Annotated in this window: 17 protein-coding genes; 7 read left to right on the top strand and 10 right to left on the bottom strand. The window is 39.9% G+C overall.

What is annotated here, in order from left to right:
* From ABIC84_RS03075 to ABIC84_RS03030, 10 genes are all read right to left on the bottom strand, one after another.
* Positions 1-3,147 (bottom strand): SusC/RagA family TonB-linked outer membrane protein, encoded by a 3,147-nt coding sequence (locus ABIC84_RS03075; protein ID WP_429262622.1) that lies wholly within the window; start codon positions 3,145-3,147, stop codon positions 1-3.
* Between the two features lie 20 nt (positions 3,148-3,167).
* Positions 3,168-4,256, bottom strand: coding sequence for a DUF5007 domain-containing protein (locus tag ABIC84_RS03070; RefSeq protein ID WP_426587165.1), 1,089 nt, complete (start codon positions 4,254-4,256; stop codon positions 3,168-3,170).
* Positions 4,257-4,301: 45 nt separating this feature from the next.
* Positions 4,302-5,411, bottom strand: a complete 1,110-nt coding sequence (locus tag ABIC84_RS03065; protein ID WP_426587163.1) for a discoidin domain-containing protein — start codon at positions 5,409-5,411, stop codon at positions 4,302-4,304.
* Positions 5,412-5,422: 11 nt separating this feature from the next.
* A complete protein-coding gene (locus ABIC84_RS03060) occupies positions 5,423-6,931 on the bottom strand; it encodes a RagB/SusD family nutrient uptake outer membrane protein (protein WP_426587161.1) in 1,509 nt (502 codons plus the stop codon).
* A gap of 34 nt (positions 6,932-6,965) precedes the next feature.
* Positions 6,966-9,974, bottom strand: coding sequence for a SusC/RagA family TonB-linked outer membrane protein (locus tag ABIC84_RS03055; RefSeq protein ID WP_426587159.1), 3,009 nt, complete (start codon positions 9,972-9,974; stop codon positions 6,966-6,968).
* Between the two features lie 1,042 nt (positions 9,975-11,016).
* Positions 11,017-11,268 (bottom strand): DUF6755 family protein, encoded by a 252-nt coding sequence (locus tag ABIC84_RS03050; RefSeq protein WP_429262621.1) that lies wholly within the window; start codon positions 11,266-11,268, stop codon positions 11,017-11,019.
* A 34-nt stretch (positions 11,269-11,302) separates the two neighbouring features.
* Complete coding sequence (locus ABIC84_RS03045; protein WP_426587155.1) at positions 11,303-11,839, bottom strand: Rieske (2Fe-2S) protein; 537 nt, start codon at positions 11,837-11,839, stop codon at positions 11,303-11,305.
* 8 nt (positions 11,840-11,847) lie between these two features.
* A complete protein-coding gene (locus ABIC84_RS03040; RefSeq protein WP_354437211.1) occupies positions 11,848-12,339 on the bottom strand; it encodes a 4Fe-4S dicluster domain-containing protein in 492 nt (163 codons plus the stop codon).
* Positions 12,340-12,443: 104 nt separating this feature from the next.
* Positions 12,444-14,660, bottom strand: a complete 2,217-nt coding sequence (locus ABIC84_RS03035) for a molybdopterin oxidoreductase family protein (RefSeq protein ID WP_429262620.1) — start codon at positions 14,658-14,660, stop codon at positions 12,444-12,446.
* Positions 14,661-14,696: 36 nt separating this feature from the next.
* A complete protein-coding gene (locus ABIC84_RS03030) occupies positions 14,697-15,401 on the bottom strand; it encodes a hypothetical protein (RefSeq protein WP_429262619.1) in 705 nt (234 codons plus the stop codon).
* 626 nt (positions 15,402-16,027) lie between these two features.
* Here ABIC84_RS03030 and ABIC84_RS03025 point away from each other — a divergent pair.
* The 7 genes from ABIC84_RS03025 to ABIC84_RS02995 all read left to right on the top strand — a co-directional run bounded on the left by ABIC84_RS03025 (position 16,028) and on the right by ABIC84_RS02995 (position 26,504).
* Positions 16,028-17,104: a tellurite resistance/C4-dicarboxylate transporter family protein gene (locus ABIC84_RS03025; protein WP_429262618.1), complete on the top strand. Its 1,077-nt coding sequence runs from the start codon at positions 16,028-16,030 to the stop codon at positions 17,102-17,104.
* 376 nt (positions 17,105-17,480) lie between these two features.
* Entirely contained in the window at positions 17,481-19,154 is a 1,674-nt protein-coding gene (locus ABIC84_RS03020; RefSeq protein WP_429262617.1) for a capsule assembly Wzi family protein, read from the top strand.
* A gap of 161 nt (positions 19,155-19,315) precedes the next feature.
* Positions 19,316-21,799 (top strand): SLBB domain-containing protein, encoded by a 2,484-nt coding sequence (locus tag ABIC84_RS03015; protein ID WP_429262616.1) that lies wholly within the window; start codon positions 19,316-19,318, stop codon positions 21,797-21,799.
* A 36-nt stretch (positions 21,800-21,835) separates the two neighbouring features.
* On the top strand, positions 21,836-22,903 hold the full coding sequence (locus tag ABIC84_RS03010; RefSeq protein WP_426587144.1) for a Wzz/FepE/Etk N-terminal domain-containing protein: 1,068 nt from the start codon (positions 21,836-21,838) through the stop codon (positions 22,901-22,903).
* Positions 22,904-22,915: 12 nt separating this feature from the next.
* Complete coding sequence (locus tag ABIC84_RS03005) at positions 22,916-24,364, top strand: flippase (RefSeq protein ID WP_426587142.1); 1,449 nt, start codon at positions 22,916-22,918, stop codon at positions 24,362-24,364.
* A 32-nt stretch (positions 24,365-24,396) separates the two neighbouring features.
* Positions 24,397-25,209, top strand: a complete 813-nt coding sequence (locus ABIC84_RS03000; protein WP_426587140.1) for a glycosyltransferase — start codon at positions 24,397-24,399, stop codon at positions 25,207-25,209.
* Entirely contained in the window at positions 25,209-26,504 is a 1,296-nt protein-coding gene (locus ABIC84_RS02995; RefSeq protein ID WP_426587138.1) for a glycosyltransferase, read from the top strand. The genes ABIC84_RS03000 and ABIC84_RS02995 overlap by 1 nt, the downstream gene beginning before the upstream one ends.
* The last annotated feature ends 2 nt before the right edge of the window (positions 26,505-26,506 follow it).

The raw sequence follows: 26,506 nt of genomic DNA, 5'->3' as shown, positions 1-26,506 counted from the left end.
TTATTTACTTGTATTGAGTTCAATATTTAAACCTAAGTTGTAAGTGCGCGGTACCGGGTAGCCGCTTGATATGTCCCTCCCCAGCGATGTTACGTTTTCGGGATTAGGGCCATTATATCCCGAAAACGTGATCAGGTTATTGGTTGAGAAATAAACCCTAACGTTATTGAACCCGAACCGCCGTACAAACTTTCTGTCAAACATGTAGGATAGTGTAACCGTGTTGATCTTCAGGTATGATCCTTCTTCCTGCCACAAATTTTGATCGGAACGAAGTGGCCTTATCTGGTTGAACCTCGAAAACGAATAAGGGTTAGGATACTTGGATTGATCTCCCGGTTTTCGCCATATATCCAAATCGTCCAATGGAACTGCTGCCAGCAGGGCATAAGGATCTTTCATGATCGACAACCTGTCTGATAACGCGTTATTTAATATTGTTCTCTTGGCGGTGTAGGAAGCATAAATATTTAATCCAAAATTTTTATAGATAATATTTGTCGATATACCACCGGTAATTAAAGGTTGTGAGTTACCGGTTATTTCATAATCCCGGTCATCAAGTATATAATCGCCGTTAACATCTTTAAACCTCGGGTCGCCGCCCTTGAAAGCGAGGCCACTGGTTTGATATTTTTTACCGGTTACAGGGTCTACCGGAACATCAGCATCCGTTGAATAAACACCCTGGTTAATCAGCAGGTAGTTTGACAATGTATTTTTACCTACCCTGAAAACAATGTGCTGATAGTTATTATAATCAAATTTGATGTATTGTCCGTTGTATTCGGCAGGTAGCCTCAACAGGTAATCGCGGTTAATAGCGCCGTTAAATGACACCGTCCAGTTAAAATCCTTAGCGGTTAAAGGCCTGAATGTTACCATCAGCTCATATCCATAGTCGGCAATGGATACATCATTACTTGACTTTTTCTGAAAACCTGTACTGTTAGGCAAAAACCTGTCAAACAATAAATTATCAACCTTTTTGTAATAAGTATCAAAACTCAGGTCAACTTTACCCTGCAAAATCGTCATATCAAATCCAAGGTTGTACTGCGTAGTGGTAGTAGGCTTTAATGCCGGGTTAGGCACAAATTCATAATTAATACCGATGGTTGGATTATTGTTGAAATTGCCATTCAGGTTATATAAGCCGTAAATACTTTGCAAACTGCCTGTGGGTACGATATTTTGTCCCCAGGTTAACCTTAAACCTCCTGAAGTGAGCCAATCCCAATTTTTAAACCAGTTTTCCTTGTAGTAATTCCACCTGAAACCGGCTGCGGGGTTTTTGGAATACGGATTCTCTAAGCCGTTTGAGGATGTACCATCTAACCGGTATGATAACTCCAGTACATACTTCTTTTTATAATCGTAGTTAAAGGAGCCTGCAAATGAGGCGATGGTGGCATTTTTAAAGTTTGACAATACGCCTCCGCCTCTTGAATTATATGGGTCTGACCCTACCGGCCCCTGCAATTGATCATTTGGTATACGGCTTTGCCTGATGATACCGCTTTGGCCGCCTTGTTTATATATTTCATTAAAAGTATTAATGAATATTGTATGGTCGGCACCAAATGTTTTGGCGTAAGTAAGCGCGTTACGGTTGTATAGTGTGAAATTACGCCCTTCATAATCGTACACCTGAGCAAACTGGGCATTTGCAGCTGCCGGTGTAAACGTTGATTCGGCATCTGAGGTATAATCGTAACTAATACTTGAGGATAGGGCCAACCCTGGAATAAACTCGTAACGACCATCTACATTGGTACGGATATTTCTGGTGCTGTTACTGTTTTGAGTTTGCAGGGCCGATGTAACGCCATCAGGTGAAAGATAAAATGAAGGAGGCGGCAGCAGTGTAGAAGCCTGCCCATTTTGGGCCACACCTTGTTGCAGCAAACCAACTCCATTGCCCTTAGCCTGGCTTCCCAATGAACCGAATAATGAGCCAAAGAACCTAAATTTATCGTTCGGCTTAAACTCCATGTTCATATTCAGGTTATACCTGTCGAAACCGGTGTTTTTGATTACGCCTTTTTCCGAATAAAGCCCCATGTTCACTTTGTAGTTAAAGCGATCATTACCACCATCTAAGGCTACGTTGTGGCTTTGGTTATGTGTTGTGCCATAAAAAATGGACTGCCAGTTTGTTGAGTTATTCCAATACGCATTTAAGCTATCAGCCAGGAAACCAGTTTGCCCCAATCTCCTCAGCTCGTCAATAATTGTTGCATTGGATAATATTTGCTGGATTTTTGCCCGGCGTTCGGAATTACCACCCAGTGTTGCACGCAGCTGTGGGGTGGCATTAACGAAGAAATTGCCGGTGTACCTTACCCTGGGTACTTTAGAGTTTCCACGCTTAGTGGTTATAATGATTACGCCATAGGCTCCTCTTGATCCATACATGGACGTTGCCTGTGCATCCTTCATGACCTGTATACTCTGGATATCCTCTACGGGTATCAATGATAAAGGGCTAACGCCCGGCCCCTGGGTTTGAAAACCGAACTCAGCCGCCTTATCTGCGTCTAATGGCACCCCGTCAATAATATACAGGGGAGATGTAGGTTGCAGGAACGATTCACTGCCACTACCCGATACACTCAGGGTTGATAAACCACGCACCTGAACCGAGCCCCTGAAACCTGGCGCACCCGTATTGTTCTGAACGTTTAAACCGGCTACTTTTCCCTGCAGCAGGTTTTCTACGTTTGATGCCGGAACATCCTGGATGTCCTTTTGGGTTAGGGTAACCGCAGCGCCTGGTGATGACTCTTTATTCCTGTTCTGGTAAGCCACAATAATTACTTCATTAAGACCCTTTTTGTCTTCAGTCAGCGTTACAGTTATGTTTTTTTGCCCGGGTTCAAGTTTTACTTTTTCCGTAACAAAACCTACAAACGTAAAAGTAAGTGTGCTGTTAGCCGGCACAGAAACCGTAAACTTTCCCTTATAATCAGTTTGTATCAGGCCTTTACTGCCCATATATATATTTACACCGGGTAAAATTTTATTGGTAGCTTTTTCAACCACCGTACCGGTAACCGTTATATTTTGTGCTTGTGCATGAACATCTGCGCAGAATAAGATCGTGCAAACAGCAAGCACTATATAAAATAGTATGTGTTTTCTCATGGTGATAAGTTTTAATTCGGTTATTCGTCTTCAAACTTTGGATTATCCTTCAAAAAATGGAACACTATCTCCCAGTCGCCTTTTTTGTATATAGCGAAATCTATCCCCAAACTTGCCACTACCCTGCTGCCGCCAAAACCAATTCGCGAATATTTAAATTCGGCATGGTCCCTGGTTCCTCCTGGGGCATATACAGTTGGTATTTCCACTAAAGGAATAGGATATGCAACATCGTATTGTACATATGTTGCAGTTTTTTGCATGTTAAACCCGTGCACTATTTTATCCCAGGTAGTTTCGTTAAACAGGGCCGGATTCATCTCTACTGAGTCTTTGTTCAAAAACTTGAACCTTAACGAATTTCCCGTACCGCCGGTAAACGGGCGGATATAAACCACCACATCCTTTTTATCGTCATTACTCTGCAGCGGAATATCGGTTACCTGGCCTATTACCCCGTTTAAAAATGGCCTGATGTAGTTTCGGCTGGTCGGATTATAAGGCGTTTTAGGATGAGGCGCAGGCAGGCCGGAGTAAATGTTAAAATCATCAGAAGGCTCATAAGGGCGCTCGCGGAATGGGCGTACCTGCAGGTCGCGAATTATGGTACTACCACCCGTGTTGGTTATCTTAACATCGAAATAACGCGTATCCTGCGGAAAATTGGTACTATCAGACGGTCTGGGCTTGATCAGGTCATTATTAGAAGATGCCCACATAATGAACTCGCCCGATGAGCGCACTTCAAATAAAGGGTGTTCCTCCACCTTGCGTTTTGCCTCTATCTCGGCCAGGCTCTTTTCAAGGCCGTTGTATGGGGCTGTCCATACATAGGTTGGCCTTTTTTGAAAAAGGTCGGTTACCGGTTTACCGTCACCAAAACGTGCGTTAATGATCTCGAACTTTAGGGGCTGGGTTGAATTATCTCCGTTAAACCCGCCCATTAAAGTAGTACGCCCTAAAATCGGTTCGAAAATTTTGTTGCTGTAGTTAATATTCGAACTCAGATAATCTTTTTCATCCGGAACTCCATACATCTTTTTACAGCTACTCAGCACGGCTGCAGCAAACAGCAGAGCTACAGATCCCATTTTTATGAATGTTTGCATTTCTCTTCGTTTTTTTATTGCATTGAGGTTTTGATCTTCCATAGCTTACTTCACTTTATTGATAGTCCACTCGGCCAGTTGGAAAAGACCTCCGTCGCGCAGCTCGGTAATATCTACCCGGTAAAATTTATAAGCCGTGGTGTTGGGGCATCTGAAAACTTTTGTCTGGTATCGTTCTTCGAAAAAGAAGTTGCTTCTACGGTCTAACTCAGTCCAGGTTTTGCCATCATTTGAGCCCTCGTAGGTCCATGCTCTGGGGTCGCGTTCCTGGGCATCATTGGCAGATGTAAGCGTGTAAACCCCTGATACGGCAGGCTCATTTAGCTCAAACTGCATCCACAGGCGTCCCTGAAGTTCAGTCAGGAACTTGGTATGGTCATCGCCGTCAATTACTTTTTTAGAGCCTTCGCCATTATCCGGACCGCCACCGTTATCTCTCAAAACGGTAAGCTTGCCGCCTATCAGGGTCATCAGGTTTGGCGGTGGCGGAACAAAGGTTAATCGGGATACAAATTCATCAAAACCGAAAATGTGATCGGGACTTACAACATGGACAATACCATTTTTGGTACTGATATTATTGGAGCCGGTAGTAGTAGTTGACCAGTTTCTGATAAACTTGCTGCGCTTGGTATTGCTAAATTCAATGATGTCGGGGCCGCCACCGGTAAGTCCGGAAGCTGATATTTTGGAAACCTTGCCATGCATAGGATATCCAAAACGTACGCTGGAAAGATCGAGTCCGTCCTGCAGCAGCAGTGAATCAGTTGTACGTTTACCCCTGATAATATAATATGAAACCATGGTGTCCAACTGCACGCCATCAATTTTTGCCAAAAACAGTGGATCTTTATCGCTTTGCCTTCTTAATGTATTCAGGTTATTAATTGCCAGCTGAAAACTTGGATTGGTAACCGCAAAAAGGGTAACATTGCTGTCCATGAGCGTTTGCTGAAGTCCCATCCTGTTGACTACCGCCAGCAATGAATCATACACACCAGGCTTGCTTTTCAAATACTCATAAGTATTACCCGCAAATTTTGAGTTGGTGCCTGTAGCGTCATGGTAACCGCCATCCTTTTTGCAGGCAGTTTGCAACAGGGCTGCAATCAACACCGGCGCTAAGGCACTCATATATTTTTTTAACTTTTTCATATATGGTCAGTTTATTTCCAGAAAGGGTTTTGGGTTAACAGGTTATTTTGAGCGATGAGCTTACGCGAAACAGGCCAGTAGATCCCCTGCGAATTGATGAGTTTCATGAATGCCGGGTTGTTTTGCTTGATTTTATTATAGCGTACCAGGTCATACCAGCGATGTCCCTCTCCCATCAATTCGCGATGGCGCTCCTTAAATATCAAATCAATAATGTCCTGGTCGCTGTCTATCGTAAGATCTCCCATCCCCCGGCGGGTCATGATATTAAAAACTTCATTTTCAGCCCCATTCACATCCCCTAAAACAGCCAATGCCTCGGCCCGGAGTAATACGATATCCTCTATCCTTGTAAAGATCAAAGCACTGGTGAAGTATCGGAAGTTAGGATCAGAAACGCCTCCCAGTATCACTTTTATTTTACTAAAAATGGGGTACTTGCCATTGATATTGGTGAAATACCTTTCGGTACGGGGCTGGCCAAGCGTATCTATACTAAAGCGCTCATCCTTTGGCAAGTCAAATATTTTCAGGATAGTATCTTTAGGCATGTAGATATCCGGCACTTTTTTATTCACCACGGGTTCGGCCAGGGTTAACTCTTCCAGATGGCCTGTTACCGACCCGTCAATATGCCCCCAGTCAGAGTTAAAACCAAACATCTGGCTGGTGTTTTTATTGAAAAAGAACCCATTTGATTTGGTCAGATCTTCAGTGCTTTGAAAATTGATGCCGCTTTTACCATAATTATCTTCAACAAACTTGGTATAGGTAGCTACATCGGTATAATTACCTTGCCAGGCCGCCAAATGAGCCAGGACCGCATAAGCTGAGTTCTTTGTAGCTAAAGCACCTCCCCAGCGGGTAGCATCTTCATTATAATAATTGCCGGGCTGCTGCACATCGTTGTTACTGTATACAAATGGCAGATCAGCTGCAGCTTTAAGCATTTCCTGCTGCGCCCATACTAATATTTTGCTGCCGCTTTCGCGGGGCTGATTTTCAAACTTGCCATCGTGGGATGAGGTAATGAATGGTACATCTCCCCAAATCCTTACCATATAGAAGTAGGTAAAGGCCCTTAAAAAACGCACCTGGGCAACATCAACTATCAAATAATTTTCTGTGTAGCGCTTGTCGGCGGCTTTTACATCGCCAATACGTTCAAGGAAAATATTCGCAGCATTAATTATGGCGTAAAATCTCGTCCAGTCGCTCAAGGCCTCAACAGTTGGATATGAGGCATTGAGCTGATTACTTGCAATTGCTTTCAGGTCCTGCCGGTTCGGGCTAATAAATTCGCCTGTACGTACATCGCCATAAAGCCAGTGACCATCGTTGTCAGATAAGGCTGCACGGGTAAGTGCATACACTCCTAATAAGCTGGCACGTGCATCTTCAAGCTTATTCCACATGTTTTTTTCGCCCACAACCCTTGTTGAATCAATATCCAGTGTTTTATTGCAGCTTGTTATTGCCGCAGTAAACAGGATCAGGACGATACATAATGTCTTTTTCATTTTTACAACATGATTTTTGTGATCGTTTTTCATATCATAATTCCATTTTTACACCCAGGGTATATGTTCGTGGTATAGGCAGGCCATAACCGGTATCATAGCCATCATAATTCACTAATTCAGGGTCCTGACCGGTATACGGGGTTATGGTGAACACATTATTTGCCGTGGCATATACATAAAACCTGGTTAGCTTGATTTTCTTTAAGCGCATTGCTTTGGTTAGGTCATATCCAATGGAAACGGTTCTTAATTTCAGGAATGAAGCATTTTCAAGAAAAAGGTCCTGATCAACACGATATGGGATAACGGTACTCCATGGATTATACAGTGGGTATTTGCCGTAGTCTCCGCGTTTTTCCCAAAATGTGATCTCTTTAACAGAGTTTACATCACTGTTACCTTCCCGGTTAATAAAATCAAACCGGTTGGCCATTTCCTGGTGTATAAGGTCGCGCCCTAGGTTGAAATAGAGATTGACATTTAAATTCCAGTTGCCGTATCTGAAATTATTATCATAACCACCTGAAATTTTTGGTAAAGAATGTCCCTTTAATACCTTATCGTTATTATCAATTACGTTGTCGCCATTGATATCGCGCCATTTGGGATCGCCGGCATGCAGGGCGATGCCATTGTACTTAAGTGGCTGCCCATTTACAACGGGTATTTCGCTTTCTGCTTTATAAATACCATCATTTACCAGTAACCAATACTGATCAACCGGGCTTCCTACCTTTAAAAGCCTGTTATTAACAATAATCTGGTTTAAGCCCCTTGGCAACGCTTTTAGCTTATTGACATTATGATTTAGATTTAAGGAGGATGTCCATCCAAATTTGCTGTTACGGATGATGTTGGCTGATACAGATACATCAATACCGGTATTATTTACAGCCATACCGCTCTCGATAGACTGTTTATAGCCGTACTCGGCAAAAGCAGGGATGCCTATCAGCAAATTCTTTTCCTGTTTCAGGTACCAATCAACCGAAAGGTGCAGGCGGTTATTAAGGAAACCGGCATCTGTGCCAATATTAAGTTGATTGGAGTATGACCAGGGTATTCCGTAACCGATCCAACCGGTAGAATAAGGCCTGGTAAGCACACCAAACGCATTATAGCCAGGCACGGTTAAGTTACCGGTATACCCTACCGATGCTGTATATTGAGGACCCTGTGCATAATTATCAAAAGCATTGAGGCGACCGATCCTACCCGCGCTTGCACGTAAAATAAGATCGTTTATAATAGTACTATTGCTCAGCACCTCTTTTTTGATATTCCAGGCCGCAGATAATACCGGCGAATAGAACCAACGGCTGGTAGGTTGAGCGTTTGATGATCCATCTGCGCGTACTGTTGCCGAGAGGAAGTATTTTTCTTTGAATGAATAATCGGTCTTGGCATAAAACGAAACCAGGTTATGCTTGATCTTATCCAGAAAACGGAATGTTAACTCGCGCGGAAAGGCTGTTGGGTTGAGATAATTACCGTTGTCAGATCCGTCTGGGTTTTTTGGGTTCGAATCCAGCAGATCTATCTTAATATAGTCATTTACACCTTTGTAGGCATAGGCGTTGCTATATTTATAAATGTCCCATTGGGTTGATTGACCAAGCTCAAAATGGAAATCGTTTACTTTATTTACTGTCAGATCATAGGTTGCCCTGTTATCTGCCATTATCCTTTGGCTAAAACCAAAGTAATTGGAAGCATAGCTGTTGCCCTGCAAAAGGGTACGCGCATAAAATACATCGCGGTAGCCTTCATTATAATCTAAATTGAAGGTGGTTACGAATTTAAATTTCCCGAGATTGATGCCTATTTTGGCATAGCCATCAACAATATTTGTTTTGTTGTTATCAAAGCCTTTTTTGTATTGCGCCAGGTAATCGGCATAATACTCTTTGTTTGGTGGTAGCGGGGCGCTCAGATCGGGGAAATAATTGATCTGGGCAAATCTGTCGCGGAGGTATTTGTTTCGTTGCCTGTCGAGCCGGTTGGCATTTACCATGGCCGAAAAGAGAAGCCATTTAAGGGGCTTCATGTTGATGTTGAACATTGCGCTATAACGGTTTAGCACTGTTCCATCAGCAATGCCATTATTCTTCAGATCACCCAACGAGAAACGGAAGTTTGCACGATCCGTACCGCCGGAAATTCCGAAGTTTATTCCATAAACAGCTGCATTGCGGTAATAAAGGTCGCTCCAGTCAGATTTTCCGCTATATACATTATTTAAGGAATCGCTTAGATAAATCGGGTAGTTCTCATCGTCCGAATACCTGCCATTGGTAGTATAAAGGTCATAAAAGCGCTGCCGGAAAGCATTTTCATATTTGCCGTTTATGGTAGTAACACGCGGGCGCTGTGCCAAACCTATATACGAATCAAAAGTGATGCTTTTGGCTGCTAAAGGGGTTTTAGAGGTTAAGACTATAACGCCATTAACTGCGCGCGGCCCATAAATGGCCGTGGCCGACAGATCTTTTAATACCTCAACCGAGGCTATATTATTCATGTCGATATCAGCAAATGGGTTGGTGGCTGTTCCCATCCTGTTATAATCATACAGCTGTATATCATATGCAAACGGGTGCTCCGTTACAAGTGGAATACCATCCAGTACAACCAGTGGCTGCGATTGGTAAACATCCCTTGGAGAAAGAAGCGGCATGGGCGCTCCTCTCATAAACATATTTTGAACGGCGCCGGGTTCGCCCGAAGGTTCCTGCACATACAGCCCTGCAAATTGCCCTTTTAAGAGTTGCTGCAGGGACACCGCCGGGAATTTGGATAGATCATAAGGCTTTTTGGTAACACTATCTGCCAGCTTATTATAAAGGGTATGCTTTATAATAATATTCATGCTGTCTTTTAATAATGAATCTTTTGCCGTCGTATCCTTACGGATATAGGTTTTATAAAAAACAGAACGTTTTACTTTGCTTTTTTTACCCTCATTCCCCTTAGCTAAGCCTGTAAGTGCATTTGTGGTTATTGCTGCGAAAACCACAAAGCACAGCCATAAGTATCGCATAATGAATGGATCTTTTAGATTGTAAAATAATTTTTGATTTAACGGGCCATGTGCTTCTATGCCTGCAAACGAGTTATGCAGATGACATGCACCTTTAGATTAAGTAGAATGTAATTCTTTTTCCATAGCGCTGATTTACAAGCGAAAAGAACAGAAATCAAAAATAACCGGCAGGAATATTTTTGACAGCGGTGCATAATTATACACCCCCAGGTTTGCCATTAAAAATGACCATACCCAAGCGTTCTTTTCACTTTTGGTGATTAGGTTAATTAATAAAATTCTTGATACCTAAAATCTCAATAAGAGATTTTTCCGAAGGATCAACCCTGTCAGAGAATAGGCTTCTGAAAGATGTGGTACAGGTAAATCATGTTTTTCATGTCAGTGATATTGGTTAATTTAATGATTACAAAAATCTCAAAACAAGCAGTTCAGGTAGCTTAAACGATTAAGTAATAAAGTATTTTTCACAATTGGTTTTAACAAATATAATTAAGAAAAACGTTTTACCAAGTAATATCAAAAAAATAATAAACTTTTATTATTTCAAATAGCAACAATCGATACCTATTGAAAAAATGACAAAAAAAGCGACAAAAATTTTAAGTTTTTTTACAATACATCAATAATGCAGCCGGTAAAATCCGGATAAAATGTTAAAAATCATGCTCTAACCAATTTAAAATCAGCCATAAAATGTAAGAATTACATTTTTAGTTAGGTACTGCAACCCGCACTTCATGTTCTTACCCCTGCAATCGGTCTTTTTCTTTCTTTGTTTTCCATATTGTTGTTCACTTTCTGCGAATCAAGTACATCAGGATATAAGCTGCACACCGCTTCCCGGCTTCGCCATCATTCACCTTGAAATATTAAAACGCGGGGGAGATTAGGCCGGACAGACGGACATCCACCGGTAAACGAGTCAAAACCTGTATATATTGATTAGATTAAAAAATTTATAGCTGCAGGGATAGCATGCCGGAAATTAAATAAAAACCGGGCAAAAGTTAAATTATTGTAATGGGCTTATATCATCTTATTTTGTTACTCTTGCTGGGCCCGAAGGCAAAAAGTACAACCAGCCAAAACCGATTAAGAAAAGAATTGATGAGGCGATAAAAGAGGGGAAGGCTATATCTGTATTTTTTTCCAATGCGTTATTTAGCGCGGTGTATAATAGCCATACCTGGATACTCACATTTAATATCAGGATCATGATCAATGCCAGCATGAGTGTGTTGGTTTTATTAGGATGTGCCTGATTTTGGGGTTCGCGGAAATTACTCATAACTTAATTATACTGTTTGTAAAGGCTAATGACCTTATGATCTGAATTGACGATTCGTTTCCGGATTGTCATTATCAGGTTTGAAATCTTTGACGTATACTTCTTCCCCTTTAATCACTACGGCTAAACGGGGTAACGGCCGGGGCGGAGGGCCGGCAAGCACTTCGCCGGTAAAAGCGTCGAACAAGCCATTATGACAAGGGCATTCAATTTTTCCGCTACCGGGTTTATAAAAAACCGCGCAGGATAAATGGGTACATTTTTGTTCGTAAGCCCTAAATTCATCATTCTCCATGCGAATAAGAATATATGGAATAGTACTGCCATTGATTACGAACGAGCGCGTCCCCCCTACCGGAAGTTCGTGCTTCTTACAAACAAAGTGTTCACCCACGATTTTATCCGGTGGAAAAAAATTAGCTTTTATGGCAACATACCCGCTTCCAACGGCCAACCCACCAGATACGAGGCATAAAAATTTTGCAAAATCACGTCGGCTTACCTGGGTAGATTCAAGCTGATAGACCGGAAAATCTTCTTTCCAGTGATTATCCTTTTTATCTGTGGCCATAAATAATGTCAGTCTATAATTAATGAAGTACTTCCTTTGGGCATCATGATATTTACTTTGGTGCTCACACTTTCTTTTCCGAAAATAAAATTGTTAACAGGCGTACTGTTCGGGCGCATTTTTGCAATTTCTTCCCTTGTACCATAATACAGTGCCTGTGTTGGGCAAACGGTGGCACACATCGGTTTTTTGCCCGCGCTGGTTCTGTCGTAACACATATTACATTTCATCATCAGGTCATAAGCCTCATCTTTTTTAGGGACGCCGAAAGGACATGCCATTACGCAGTTTGAACAGCCTATACACCGTGCTGTATTGGCGGTGTGCACTACGCCAAACTCATCTTTCGTTATAGCATCTGCCGGACAAACGTTAGCGCAAACAGGATCGTCACAATGCATACAAACCTGTACGGTGGTTTGTACGGTAACGGCGCGATCAATATAATTGACATGGATCATAGATTCATGACCGTTTGTTTCACACTCTGAACAAGCCATTTCACAGGCTTTGCATCCAATACATCTTTGCATATCTACAAAGAATTCCTGTTCTGTTCTGTAATTGGTTACGGGCATATTTTATAATTTCGGGTTACAATTTATTAAATACTCGCATACGCGCCTGACGCCGTTGACGGCGCCGATATAACGCCCAAAGGCTTCAGGTTGCAGGCGCAAACTTTAAACTCCGGGATTTTTGATACCGGATCAAGTGTTGCCGGGGTAAACTGATTTGCCGACTTTTTGCCAGGCCAATGGTAAGGCAAAAAAACGGTGTCGGTGCGGATAGTCTCTACAATATTGGCAGGAAACTCATCTGTACCTCGGCGGGTAGATACCTGCACCAGTTCATTTTGTTTAATTCCATATTTCAAGGCAAGTTCCGGGTGTATTTCTAATTTAGGTTCAGGATACAAATCAACCAGTTTACCTATCCTGCGGGTTTGCGTTCCGCTCAGGTATTGTGATACAACCCTGCCGGTTGTTAATATTACCGGGTATTCTTCATCTGTAATTTCACCGGGTTCCCGGTAAGTCACCGGGTTAAAGTGGGCTTTACCGTCAGGAGTCGCAAATTTTTTATCTTCCCATAAGCGCGGCGTACCCGGATGATCTAAAGTAGGGCAAGGCCAGAAAACGCCCATCGTATCTTCAATTTTTTGGTAAGTAATACCATAATAATCAGCGGTGCCGCCTTTTGAAGCAACCCTTAACTCATTGAATAACTCTTCGCTGTTACGATAAGTGAATTTATCTTCGGCACCAAGTCTTTTTGCCAATTCCAATATAATGGATGTATCGCTGCGTGCATGTCCCGGCGGGTTCACAGCTTTGCGGATCCTAACTACACGTCCCTCGGCGGTAGTGACCGTTCCTTCCTCTTCTTCCTGTAATGACCCGGCCAGAATAATATCAGCATGACGGGCGGTTTCATTCATAAAAAAATCAATGCAAACATAAAACTCCAGTTTCTCCAGCGCTTCGCGCACATAATTATTATTAGGCAGAGAAACCAACGGATTAAAACAAATAGATAGCAGCCCTTTTACTTCGCCCCGGTGAATGGCCTCAATAAGTTCATAGGCGGTGTAACCTTTGCCGGGCATATCTTTTTCATCAATCCCCCAAACCCCGGCTATATACTTTCGGTGTTCAGGGTTGGTAATATCACGATTTCCCGGTAGCTGATCACATTTGTGGCCATGCTCTCTCCCCCCCTGTCCGTTTCCCTGGCCTGTAATAGTACCATAGCCGCAATATGGCTTACCGATACGGCCGGTTGCCAGGACAATATTGATACAGCCAAGTACATTATCTACCCCCTTTGAATGATGTTCAATACCCCTGGCGTGTAACAAAAAGCTTGTTTTGGCTTTCCCCCACCATTGTGCTGCCAGTTCAATTTTCGCTTTTTCAATACCGGTAATTTCTTCGGCCCATTCCAGCGTGTAATCCTTAACAGCTGCCAATGACTTATCAAAATCTGTGGTATGGTTGTCAATAAAATCATGATCGAGCATATCATGATCGGCCAGGTATTTAAGTATTGCGCCGTACAAAGCGGAGTCGGTTCCGGGCTTGACCGGTAAATGCAGATCGGCGGTCCTGGCCAGTGGAATTACCCTGGGGTCAACCACGATCAGTTTTGCCCCATGGTCCCGTGCACGCCAAACCCAGTGTGTTAAAGTCGGGAAGGTTTCGCTGATGTTAGCGCCCGCTACAATAATCACTTCCGCCTTCTCCAGGTCGGCATACGTATTTGAGGTACGGTCGAGTCCGAACGCTTTTTTATTTCCGGCTCCCGCGCTAACCATACATAAACGACCATTATAATCTAAATTGGCGGTTTTCAATGCTACCCGTGCAAACTTGCCCATCAGATAGCTTTTTTCATTGGTAAGCGAAACTCCCGACAGCACAGAAAAAGCGTTCTTTCCGTATTTTTCCTGTATCCGTTTTATTTCGGCCACGGTTTTATCCATCGCTTCATCCCACGAAACCGGAGTAAAGCCTACTCCTTCATTGCGTTGTAAGGGCTGTAAAATCCTGTCTGGATGATTGTTCTGCATATATCGCTGTACGCCTTTTGGGCATAAACGTCCCTGGTTAAAAGGAAACTCCTCCCAGGGATCAAAACCAACCACTTTATCATTTTTAACCAGTAGCTTTATACCACACTGCATTCCGCAGAAACAGCAATGTGTTTTTACCGCTTTATCAGGCTCATCACGGCCGGCAAAACCTTCGCGGGGAGGATAATTCAAATGCGGGCCAAACTGTTCTATTAGCTTTTCGGGCGAAACTGGTAAATGAGCCATAAATTTGTATTCTATTTTAAATTACTACTGCGTCAATTAACCAAAAAGGTTACCTCCATTTTGCTGCCTGGCTTTAAGATGAGCCATTGCCAACCTTGAGCGCTTCCCTTCTGGGCTCAGATCAAGGTGCGATGTACCATCCTCAAGTGTAAAGTCAAAGCCTAATTCTTTGGTTACAATTTTCAAGTCGTTTATATGCAATTGGGTAGCAAATTCCTGATGGGTATGAGGGCATACCGCCATCCCCCTTTTTATACCTTCCTTTTTGTAAATATGAGCCCCTATCTGGGCCGGCCGTTGTATAATATGAAAAAACTTGCCAAACGGGATCCAGATAAGGAACATAATAACTGTTATAGCGTGAGTTACGGCCATATAATCATATGCAATGCCTTTCATATATTCATAACCATAGCTCAAGCCAAGGCCGGTAACAGCAATAGCTAAAAGCAGGATTAACGGCAGCAAATCACCCTCAAAAGTTTGCGTAGCAACTAAACCAGCATTAGTGAGGCGACGACGCATAAATATCAATACGCCGGCAATAACTAACCAGGAGCACCAGTAAAGGGCCTTAAAAATCACAAAAGCCACAAATGAACCAAGTGCAAATTCAAACATTTTGAATCCGAAGAAATGGGCTTCATACATGTGCACACTTGAGGGGTTTATACTCGTGGCGGGGTTCATGGTAAAATTTATCCAGCCAAAGGTTAAAGGAAAAGTAACACAGAAAGCCATTGTACAACCCGTTGACATTAAAAAATGGCCTATCCACCGGCTCCGTCCGCGAGGATAAATAAACTTTTGGAAGCCAATATTTTGTATAAACTCTTTTGCAAATGAAATAACATGCAAAAATATCTTCCCGGTAAAAAAAAACTGAAAGGTGCGCTTAAAATACATCCAGGTAGGTGGCCGTTGCAACCATACGGTATAGCGGTAAACTATTCCGAAAAAAGCGAACACGGTTCCGAATAAATAAATAATTAATGCGGGGTCGAAATTTTGAAGCTTCCGTGAGCCATAAAAAACGAACGAGATTAACAATAAGGAAACTCCTGTAGCTATAAATAGGGCCTTTTTATTAAGAGACATATCCATCTGCTAATTGTATAACGAAGTTTGACAATTGCCGGTTTCAGTAAGCCGGATTAGATTTTCACCAAAAATATACAGCTATTTCTGATGCGGGTTTTCCTGGTTTCTGTTTGTTATTATAATATGCCGCGGCTATTATAAAACATTTAAAAATACAAAAAAAACAGTTTCTTGTATCGGTTTTAATTACATTAGACTATATTCTTCAATAATTACCTTTTATTAATGCCTTTTTACCTCCCGTTATTATAAACTTATTACGAAATATGGAAGCTCAGCACACAGCACTACCACCTAAACCGGGCGAACCGATTACAGGCCACTCACTCCAAACTTTTTTTCCGGGTTACTTTGCTTTGGTAATGGCAACCGGGATAGTTTCGGTTGGTGCTTTTTTATATAATATGAAACAGGTTGCCAACATCTTGTTATGTGCTAACGTTATTTTTTATATTGTGCTTTGGGCTGTGCTCATATTCAGGGCAATTAAATACCCTACAGATATATGGAAAGATATAAGCAGTTCGTCGCGTGGAGTTACTTTTTTAACCATTGTTGCCGCGAATAACGTTTTAGGGGACCAGTTTGGCTTAATGACCTCCTATAAAGATGTAGCCATTTTTTTATGGGAACTTGGCATCGTACTCTGGGTCATGGTTACTTACACTTTTTTTATTGTGATCACCGCCAAAGAACCTAAACAAGGAGTGGAAGCGAGTTTAAGCGGTGCCTGGCTGCTTATTGTCGTAGCCACCGAATCTGTAGCTGTGCTGGGGGCTATTATTGCCGGTGAAATGGTTCATAAGGATGTTATTATTTTTATATCGTTTTGCGCTTTCCTCATCGGTGCAATGCACTATATGGTATTTATATCGTTAATTATATACCGCTGGCTTTTTATAAGTATGAAAGCAGAATTACTAACCCCTCCTTATTGGATAAATATGGGTGCCGTAGCCATTACCACGCTGGCAGGTTCTCGTTTATTAATGTATTCACACAATCATGAATGGATAAGCGGCATTAGCTATTTTTTACCCGGGTTCACGGTTTTTTTCTGGGCGTTTGCCACCTGGTGGATCCCGATCCTGTTTTTACTACCTATATGGCGGCATATCATACAGAAGGTGCCGGTGAAATATGATCCGCAATATTGGTCGCTCGTTTTTCCGGCCGGTATGTACGCCGTTGCTACCTTTAATTTTTCCAAAGCGCTTGATCTCCCGTTTATCCTGCCCATTTCCAATATTTTTATTTATTTTTCAATTACAGCATGGGTGATTGTTTTTGCAGGAATGTTAAGAGAGTTCATCCGTTTTTTGTATTCAGAAAAGAACTTTTAAATATTTCGAAGACTTAAGTATCAAAGCATTGCTTCATTCGAAACTCAAAAGCAACAGAAAGGAAAACAATCAATCATAGTTAAAATCTGTTTTGGAAAAAGCGGCTAAGATTGTCCGGACTTTATTAATTAAAGGTCATTGTAATGTTTTAACAGAATTAACCGTATTGGTAATCAAATTGTATTTTTTTTATTAAACTTTAAAAAAGGTTTTGAAATTTCAAAAAAAAGCCGATAATTGCCATCGAAATATCAGAAAACTCGAGCTATTGATTAAAGATTCGTATCCGAATACGATGCGCCCGTCAATATTAACAGAAAGATATTTTAATATTACCATTTGGTTAATTTATTAGTTTCCTAAACCTTTCTTTTTGATGAGCATCCGTATAACTATCCGATCCTTATATATTTTAATTTTAGTATCCTTCACTGCTGCGTTAAAAGGCTATAGTCAAACCATACCCGTTGGAAGTTATGCTGAGGAGCTATTACGCAGGGATCAGGTAGCAGGAAATACAAACAGTACATCGTCACTTGTTATCAGGCCATTAGCTTCAACTATTGCTGATCCTGCGCTTCAGCCATTAATTTCGAGCCGTGAGTATATAAAATTCAATTTCATGGGCATGCCATCGGGTTTACGCATCCTTCCGTTTAACTGGTTAAACGAATATAACGTAAACCGTCCCTTTGGCTACAATACTTCTTCTTTGTATCCCAATGCAGGCTATCAAAGCATGCTTAGCGGCGGCTTTTTATTAAAAGCCGGAATTCTCAATGTACAGGTAAAACCTGAGCTGGTTTACGCGCAAAATAAAAACTTTTCAACTTTTGCCGATGTACAAGCCCGAAACAATTCGCCTGCACTCATGAGCGCTTATTTTGGCCACATAAATGGGATTGATGCACCTGAACGATTCGGTACATCTTCTTTAAAACACCTTTATCCCGGGCAATCAAAAATTACTTTGGCGTATAAAAGCATGGAAGCCGGCGTATCTACAGAAAACTTGTGGTGGGGACCCGGAATAAGAAACTCCATCATGATGAGCAACTCGGCCCCCGGTTTTTTTCATTGGACTTTCAACTCAACCAAACCGGTTAAAACACTGGTTGGCTCATTTGAGTGGCAGGTCATAGGAGGCAACCTAAAACAATCGGGCTTTGCACCGGACGATGTAAGCAAACTTGTATACGGCAGCAATTTATATAGCCCCAAACCTAAAGTTACAAGGTATATTTCGGCCTACAGTGTCAACTGGCAGCCTAAATGGTTAAAGGGTTTATATCTTGGCCTTTCCGCTTATGACTATCTTGACAAAGACTCTGTTTATCACAATAAAAATATTATCCGCAAAATAATTCCCGTTATTACCGGCTCTTCACTCAAGGCTAATGATGTCAACAACGGGCAAAACGGCGACCAACAGGATTTTGCTTACGCACTCAACATCAGGCAGCTGCTACCTTTATACAAAGCTGAAATTTACTTTGAATGGGCTCGCAATGACCGCACCGGAAACATTTCTGACTTTTTACAGGAACCCGAACATTCGTCAGCATATACCCTTGGCGGACGCAAATTGTTTGAACTTAGCCGGGGAGGCTTTATACAAATTAAATCGGAAATAACACAGTTACAAAGAGCGCCAACCTACCTGCTGCGTGACGAACCTTCATGGTATATCCATTCGCAAAGCCCGAGAGACGGTTATACCAATTATGGCAGATACATAGGTGCGGGAATCGGGCCAGGCGGCAACAGTTTTATTTTTGATATAAGTTACCTCAGAAATTACAACTCATACGGTCTTATGCTGGAAAGGCAGTTATATAACAATGATCTGTATTACCAGGCTTTTACTGAAGCCAGAATAAGCAATCTTCATTGGGTAGATCTTGCAGGTACATTTTATGCTAATCATAAATTTAAAAACTACCTGCTCTCAGCCGAGGCTACCCCTGTCTACACGTTGAATTATGAATACAGAAATGGCTCGAGTTTTAATTTACATGCCAGAATTAACTTTACTTATTTTTTTAATTAATGAACAATTTTAGCCCCAATTTTTAGTTTATCGATCAAAACAGCACTTATCCTACGAATTAAAAAAATTACTTTACCCCCTAAAATGGGAAATTGGTTTACTTTTGCAGAAAATATTATCATTTATTGGAGTGCTATTTTATACTCTGATGACTTTCACATATGAACAGACTTCGCTTACTTATATTTTTAATTGCTGTGCTCAGTTTCGGAGCAGTTACTAATATTACCGCCCAAACCAACTTACAAAACATTTCCTCAATTAATGTCGACGATATTTCAGACCAGCAACTGATTCAGCTGTTACAGCAAGCTCAAAAATCAGGTTTAACTGACACTGAATTACTACAGCAAGCCCAAAATCGGGGAATGTCAGCCGCGCAGGTTCAAAAGTTAGAACTTCGTATAAAAAAATTAAGGGCCAAAAACAATGAATCATCCAATACCCAACCCGATTCTACACTTACACAGCAAGGCAGGCAACTTAATTATAAACCAGATACTACTGATACCCTTTACACCAATAAAAATTTATTTGAAAGTTTAAAGCCAAAAATTTTTGGTGCCGATATCTTTAAAAACAAAAACAGCTCATTTGAACCCAATCTTAAACTGGCTACTCCGTTAAATTATATTGTTGGGCCTAATGACCAGCTTAACATAAATGTTTACGGCAGCTCTTTGGTGAACTGGAAACTGGAAGTATCCCCCGAAGGAAATATAAACATTCCGGGGGTTGGCATTTTAAATGTTGGCAGTAAAACCATTGAACAAGCTACGGCCTTGATAAAAAGCAGGCTTGCAGCTAACAACTATGCGGTTGGCCGCGGTACAAACGTACAGGTTACCCTCGGTAATATCCGGAGTATCCAGGTAATTATCATAGGACAGGTAGCTAAACCAGGCACTTATACCCTGCCCTCTCTGGCTACCGTTTTTAATGCATTATATATGGCAGGCGGCCCTAACGATAATGGTAGTTTAAGGCAAATAGAGGTTATCAGGAATAACCGCATTATCAGGCACCTGGATGTTTATGATTTTTTGTTAAAAGGCGACCAGAAAAACAACATTACCCTGCAGGACCAGGACATTGTACGCGTACCAACGTACCGGACCAGGGTGCAGCTTGTTGGTGAGATTAAAATACCTGCCTTGTTTGAAGTTTTACCGGGAGAAAGCCTGGATAACATCATAACTTATGCCGGTGGATTTACCGATAGCGCATATACAGCGAGGATTAAAGTATCGCAGGTAAGTGATCAGCAGCGCAAAATAACGGATGTATTGGAGGCCGATTATAAAAACTACATTCCGTTAAGGGGCGATAAGTATACTATTGAATCTATTATATACCGGTTTGAAAACCGGGTAGTAATAAAAGGAGCGGTTTTCCGGCCTGGTGATTATGAACTGCAAAGCGGGTTAACACTACTGCAGTTAATTGACAAAGCCGCGGGATTAAAAGAAGACGCTTTTACCGAACGCGGTACAATTACCCGCTTAAAGCCGGATAACAGTACAGAAATAATAGGATTTAATGTTAAGGACGTTGTCAATAAATCTGTAAATATCCCCTTGCAGCGTGAAGATATCGTTAACATCTCATCGATATTTGATTTAAGGGATAAATACACCGTTACTATTAATGGCAATGTAAGGAAACCAGGAAAGTTTGCTTTTTCAGAAAACATGAAAGTAGAAGACCTGATTTTAAAAGCAGGCGGTTTTGCCGAAGGTGCAAGCACGAATCGTATTGAAGTAGCCCGGAGGATAACCGATGCCGATCCTTCATCCAAAAACAGTTCAGTATCGCAGGTTTTTAGCGTTAATATTGACGGTAAACTAAAACCGGCAGACGCTAACTTCGTGCTTACCCCCTTTGATATTGTTTCGGTATATAGCCTGCCCGGATATGAAAAGCAAAAAACAGTAAAGGTTGAGGGCGAAGTTTTATACCCCGGCTCATACACAATCAAAAGTAAAAACGAAAAAATATCCGACCTGATTGTCAGGGCTGGCGGGCTTACCGCCTCGGCCGATGCAGCGGGCGGTTCGCTAAAACGCGATAATTTTGCAATACTGGGTATAGATAAAAACAAAGCAGATACTGCATCAGTAAATGCTGAACGCTCGGCCCGGATCAACAGGTTAAAACAATCATACAAAGATTCGACGAAAACCACCACCGATACCGTGCAACAAAGAAATAATTATGTTGGTATTGAGTTGGATAAAATTTTAAAGTCTCCCGGATCAAAAACAGATTTGCTTTTGGAAAATGGCGATGTTATCAGGGTGCCAAAGCAACAGCAGATTGTTCGTGTTAACGGCCAGGTACTTTACCCAAGCGCCGTGGTATTTGACAAATCAAAATCATTTAATGATTTTGTTTCCAATGCAGGCGGCTACGGGCCGGATGCTCTGAGACGCGGTGCGTATGTGGTTTACCCTAACGGAACGGTAAAAGGGACACGTAAGTTCCTTTTCTTTAATAACCATCCTTCGGTGAAACCGGGTAGCGAAATTTATGTGCCTAAAAAATCGGAGGGTAAGGGCAATACGGCTCAAACTATTTTAGGATTTACTACCGGGTTAGCTTCGTTGGGAGCAATTATTTTAGGGATACTAAGTTTGAATAAATAGTTAGAGCGGCGCTTTTCATTTGTATTTAAGATTTATATGAACGATAAAAAACCTGATGAAATATCAGTTAAAGACTTCTTGAAAAGAATAAACTCAAGTTTAAGTTATATTAAGACCCGCTGGTTATTGATAATGATCGTTAGTATTTTAGGTGGTGTTATAGGCTTAATTTATGCTGTGGTTAAAGAACCTTTGTATACTGCTTCTTCTACATTCGTTTTAGATGAAGGTAACAAAGGCGGCGGAGCATTAAGTCAATATGCCGGTTTGGCGTCAATGGCCGGTATTGATCTTGGCGGTAGTAGTAACGGGGGGCTATTTCAGAGTGACAATATTTTGGAGCTATACAAATCCAGGAAAATGATCGAAAAGACGTTACTAAGCCAAAGCGTTTTTAGGGGCAAGAAACAATTATTAATTGAGAGGTATATTGAATTTAATAATTTAAGGAAACGGTGGCGAGAAAAAGACCATATAGACAACGTTTCATTTGTTCCAGATCCAGACGGTTTTAATCGTACACAAGACAGTATAATTTCTGCTATTGTTAAAATATTTAACAAACATGTGCTTACTGTTACCAAGCCTGATAAAAAAACAAGTATTATAAGAGTTGATGTTGTTTGTAACGATGAATTATTTGCTAGAGAATTCAATATTATACTCGTTAACATGGTTAATGACTTTTACTCACAAACCAAAACTAAAAAAAGCGACCAAAATATAAGATTGCTCCAACACCAGTCCGACAGTATAAAAGCGATTTTGAACACTTCAATTAATGGAGTGGCGTCAGCTATTGATGCCTCACCAAATGCTAATCCGGCAATGCAAATACTGAAAGCTCCATCACAAAGAAAACAAGTAGATGTACAGGCGAGTACAGCGATTTATAGCGAGATCGTAAAAAACCTTGAACTATCCAAAATGACATTAAGACAAGAAACACCATTAATCCAATTAATTGATAATCCGGTGTTACCATTACCTGTTACGCAATCATCTAAGCCCTTCGGTTTTTTTATTAGCTTTTTCTTATTCTTCTTTTTTACCGTGCTGTTCCTTGTTTTAAAGCGTGTCTATCGCAAAATTATGGATAGCTAATAATTAAAACACGTGAGTTATATAAAAAAGAATTATCTTTTTAACCTGTTATTAACAGTTGTTAATTTAATATTTCCAATATTAAGTTTTCCTTATGCTGCTCGAATATTAGGGCCCGCTGGTATAGGTAAAGTACAATTTATAACATCCTTTACTCAATATTTTGCGCTGATCGCGGCCTTAGGTATTCCCGTTTATGGGATAAGAGAAATTGCTAAGGTTAAAAATCAATCTAAGAAGCTTGACCAAACTTTTTCTGAATTGACATTTATATCAATACTTACAAGTGCTTTATTAAGTATCATTTATTTGATAGTTATAGCAACGTTAACCCGCTTTCAGCGAGACATAAACTTTTATTTTGCAGCTACTACAATTATCTTATTTGGCTTTTGTTCAATTGATTGGTTTTATTCAGGTATTGAGCAATTTAAGATCATAGCTCTAAGATCAGTGTCAATTAAAGCCATATCGCTAATATTGTTATATCTTTTAGTAAAAACACCGCATGATATTTTTATCTACCTACTTATTAATGTTTTTGCCCTTGTTGGTAATAATTTCATAAACATATTTTTAGTAGGTAAAAAAGTTAATCTTGTTACAAAAGGACTTAATTTTAAGAGACACTACAGACCATTATTTTTCATTTTCAGTACCACCATAGCATCAAGTATGTATACCTTACTTGATGTAGTGATTTTGGGGTTTTTGGCTAATGACAAATCAGTGGGATATTATTCGGCAGGTGTAAAACTTGCAAAAATAACTATACCCTTTGTTACATCGTTAGGCGCAGTGGTAATGCCACGTATCAGCTTTAATTTAAATGAGAAAAATCTCGAGGGATTTTACAGTCTTTTAAATCAATCATTTCAGTTTATAACTTTCATTTCTGTACCAATAAGTTTTGGTCTGCTTTTATTATCCAAAGAAGCGATAATACTATTTTCGGGAAACAAGTTTTTACCGGCAGAGGGCGTTATGCAAATATTGTCTTTTCTGCCTTTTGTTATTGGCATGGGGTATTTTTTTGGAATTCAAATACTAATTGCATCAGGAAAAGACAAGCAGATGTTTATTTCCGTCTGTGTCGGAATGATAGTAAGTTTGGCACTTAACTTTTTGTTGATTCCGGCTTTCAAAGAAGAAGGCGCTGCCTATGCAAATATCATATCGGAAGTGTTTGTAACATTTGCTTACATTTTTTACGTTAATAAGGCATTTGAATTTAAAATAAAGATTAGCGGTATTTTTCAGGCCGTTATTTCGTCGCTAACATTTATACCTGTTATATTCATTAGCAAGCTATTTATTCATCAAATGATAGTACAGTTGCTTGCTGATGTGATAATTTGCGCCTTATTTTATTTGGCTATTCAATTTTATCTATTTAAAAATGAAGTATCGCAAGTGGTTTACAATATGTTTATAAGCTACAAAAAAAATATATTTTCATGATAGCGGGATGCGTTATACTATTTAATCCAGAAATGGAGAGTTATGATAATATACTTTCATACGTAAAAGAGTTAACAGAATTATTTGTTATAGATAATTCAACCTTAGTAAATAACGAAATTGTTGAAAAGATAATAAAATTGCCCAACGTTACCTATATTAATAATGGTGGTAATAAAGGCATTGCAAAGGCGCTCAATATCGGTGCTATGAAGGCGTTTGAAAGCGGTTATCAATGGTTTTTAACCATGGATCAGGATTCATTTTTTTTAAAGCCATCTTCTTTTTTTAACATTATTGATAATGCTGAGTCAAAAGTAGGGATTTATGCTGCATCATATACCGACGATTATGACCGCTGGATTAAACCTTATAACAAAGATTTCAATGAGATACATTTTGTAATTACATCCGGTAATTTAATAAATTTAAAAGCATGGCATAAGGTTCACGGCTTTGAAGAAAAGTTATTTATCGATGAGGTAGATCATGATTATTGTATGAAGCTAAGAAAAAACGATTATCGTATTTTAACAACAACTAAGTTATACCTGCAGCATAGTGTTGGAAAGCAAATAGAAAATTATGATGGTAAAACTTTTGATGGCCATTCACCCGTGCGGTATTATTATATAACGCGCAATACTCTTTATATAGTTAAGAAATATTTTTTTGAGGATATAGGCTTTGTTTTTAATAGGGTGAGACATTTAAGTAAAAATCTTATTAAAATAGTTCTTTTTTATCCCCAAAAAAGCGAGTATTTGAAAAATGTAGGCAAAGGAGCCGGTGACTTTGCAAAAGGCCGTTATGGCCCCTTTGAACAAAATAATAAGAATATCTGATGAGAAAAGCAATATTTACTATAGTCGCTAAAAATTATTTCGGTTTAGCGGAGGTTCTTGGAGAAAGCGTAATTAATAATAGTAAGGATGTTGATTTTCACATTTTTATTTCAGATGAAGTTAATGAACCAAAGATTTTGCAAAAAGTAAAAGAAAGTAAATTTCAAACTTGGATTTGTAAAAACAACCTGGGAATAAGTGATGCTGACTGGTACAATATAGCCTTTAAGTATAGTGTAACTGAATTTTGCACATTTTTGAAGCCTTATAATTTCAATTTCCTTTTTAATAAGGGATATGATAAGGTAATATACTTTGATCCTGATATTTATGTATTTAACAATACTGAAAGCATTTTCAATGAACTCAATAATAATTTTATTTTTTTAACCCCCCATATTACAACAATTCAAACCGAGTACACGGGTGATGCATCTCAACAAGATATATTAGCGTCAGGTATATACAACTTAGGGTTTCTGGCTCTAAAAAATTGCGACGAGGCCACAAAAGTGCTAAACTGGTGGCAAAATCGTTTGTGGGATCAATGTTTTGTTGATAGGGCGGATAGCTTATTCACCGATCAAAAATGGATGGATTATATTTTTTCATTCTTTGATAATGGAATTCATGTGTCACGTAATTTGGGGTTCAATTTGGCACCTTGGAATTTTTTTGAGAGAAGTGTTTTGACAATTAACAACGAGTTATACGTAAATAATAGGCTTGACAAATCTATAGATGCTTCCAATCTAATATTCGTCCATTATTCTGGTTTTAATTATAAGAGTCTTGCAGATACTAATAGTAATTTGCCCGGAGTTAATTTTGATAAGTATCCTGATATCCAAATATTATTAAAACTTTATGAAGAAAAAATTTCTAAGAGTAGAACCGCGGATTTTTTAAATCTTAACTACACCTATAATTTTTTTGATAATGGAGTTGAAATCTTACATCTACATAGACGACTTTTTCGTCGCATGTTGTTAGCAAATAGATCTAATACCATTAATCCATTTGCTGTTAATCAAGATTTATCATTTTATAATCAGCTACGCAAAAGAAAGTTAGTTGATATAGAATATGTAAAAAACAATATGGATAAGATGCGGAAAGATGATTATGGTGATTATTACAAAAAAGTATATTACATCAATAAATTTTTCTTATTAGTAAAACAATTGGTTGGGTTTAAAAAATATTATATGCTATCTAAGTTTTTTATAAAATATTTCAGACCAGAAAACCAATATTTTTTATTAGATAAAAAGGATGTAAGCAAAACTTTATAATA

This window comes from Mucilaginibacter sp. 3215 (genome assembly GCF_050433785.1).
In the GTDB taxonomy this organism is placed as follows: Bacteria; Bacteroidota; Bacteroidia; order Sphingobacteriales; family Sphingobacteriaceae; genus Mucilaginibacter.
The sequence above is the reverse complement of the archived record's forward strand: the minus strand, read 5'-3'. Positions and strand labels throughout refer to the sequence as shown.

Excerpts from the sequence above, each read along its gene's own strand:
- ABIC84_RS03075 (WP_429262622.1), bottom strand. The coding sequence starts at position 3,147 with ATGAGAAAACACATACTATTTTATATAGTGCTTGCTGTTTGCACGATC.
- ABIC84_RS03070 (WP_426587165.1), bottom strand. The coding sequence starts at position 4,256 with ATGCAAACATTCATAAAAATGGGATCTGTAGCTCTGCTGTTTGCTGCA.
- ABIC84_RS03065 (WP_426587163.1), bottom strand. The coding sequence starts at position 5,411 with ATGAAAAAGTTAAAAAAATATATGAGTGCCTTAGCGCCGGTGTTGATT.
- ABIC84_RS03060 (WP_426587161.1), bottom strand. The coding sequence starts at position 6,931 with ATGAAAAAGACATTATGTATCGTCCTGATCCTGTTTACTGCGGCAATA.
- ABIC84_RS03055 (WP_426587159.1), bottom strand. The coding sequence starts at position 9,974 with ATGCGATACTTATGGCTGTGCTTTGTGGTTTTCGCAGCAATAACCACA.
- ABIC84_RS03050 (WP_429262621.1), bottom strand. The coding sequence starts at position 11,268 with ATGAGTAATTTCCGCGAACCCCAAAATCAGGCACATCCTAATAAAACC.
- ABIC84_RS03045 (WP_426587155.1), bottom strand. The coding sequence starts at position 11,839 with ATGGCCACAGATAAAAAGGATAATCACTGGAAAGAAGATTTTCCGGTC.
- ABIC84_RS03040 (WP_354437211.1), bottom strand. The coding sequence starts at position 12,339 with ATGGCTTGTTCAGAGTGTGAAACAAACGGTCATGAATCTATGATCCAT.
- ABIC84_RS03035 (WP_429262620.1), bottom strand. The coding sequence starts at position 14,660 with ATGGCTCATTTACCAGTTTCGCCCGAAAAGCTAATAGAACAGTTTGGC.
- ABIC84_RS03030 (WP_429262619.1), bottom strand. The coding sequence starts at position 15,401 with ATGGCTTTCTGTGTTACTTTTCCTTTAACCTTTGGCTGGATAAATTTT.
- ABIC84_RS03025 (WP_429262618.1), top strand. The coding sequence starts at position 16,028 with ATGGAAGCTCAGCACACAGCACTACCACCTAAACCGGGCGAACCGATT.
- ABIC84_RS03020 (WP_429262617.1), top strand. The coding sequence starts at position 17,481 with ATGAGCATCCGTATAACTATCCGATCCTTATATATTTTAATTTTAGTA.
- ABIC84_RS03015 (WP_429262616.1), top strand. The coding sequence starts at position 19,316 with ATGAACAGACTTCGCTTACTTATATTTTTAATTGCTGTGCTCAGTTTC.
- ABIC84_RS03010 (WP_426587144.1), top strand. The coding sequence starts at position 21,836 with ATGAACGATAAAAAACCTGATGAAATATCAGTTAAAGACTTCTTGAAA.
- ABIC84_RS03000 (WP_426587140.1), top strand. The coding sequence starts at position 24,397 with ATGGAGAGTTATGATAATATACTTTCATACGTAAAAGAGTTAACAGAA.
- ABIC84_RS02995 (WP_426587138.1), top strand. The coding sequence starts at position 25,209 with ATGAGAAAAGCAATATTTACTATAGTCGCTAAAAATTATTTCGGTTTA.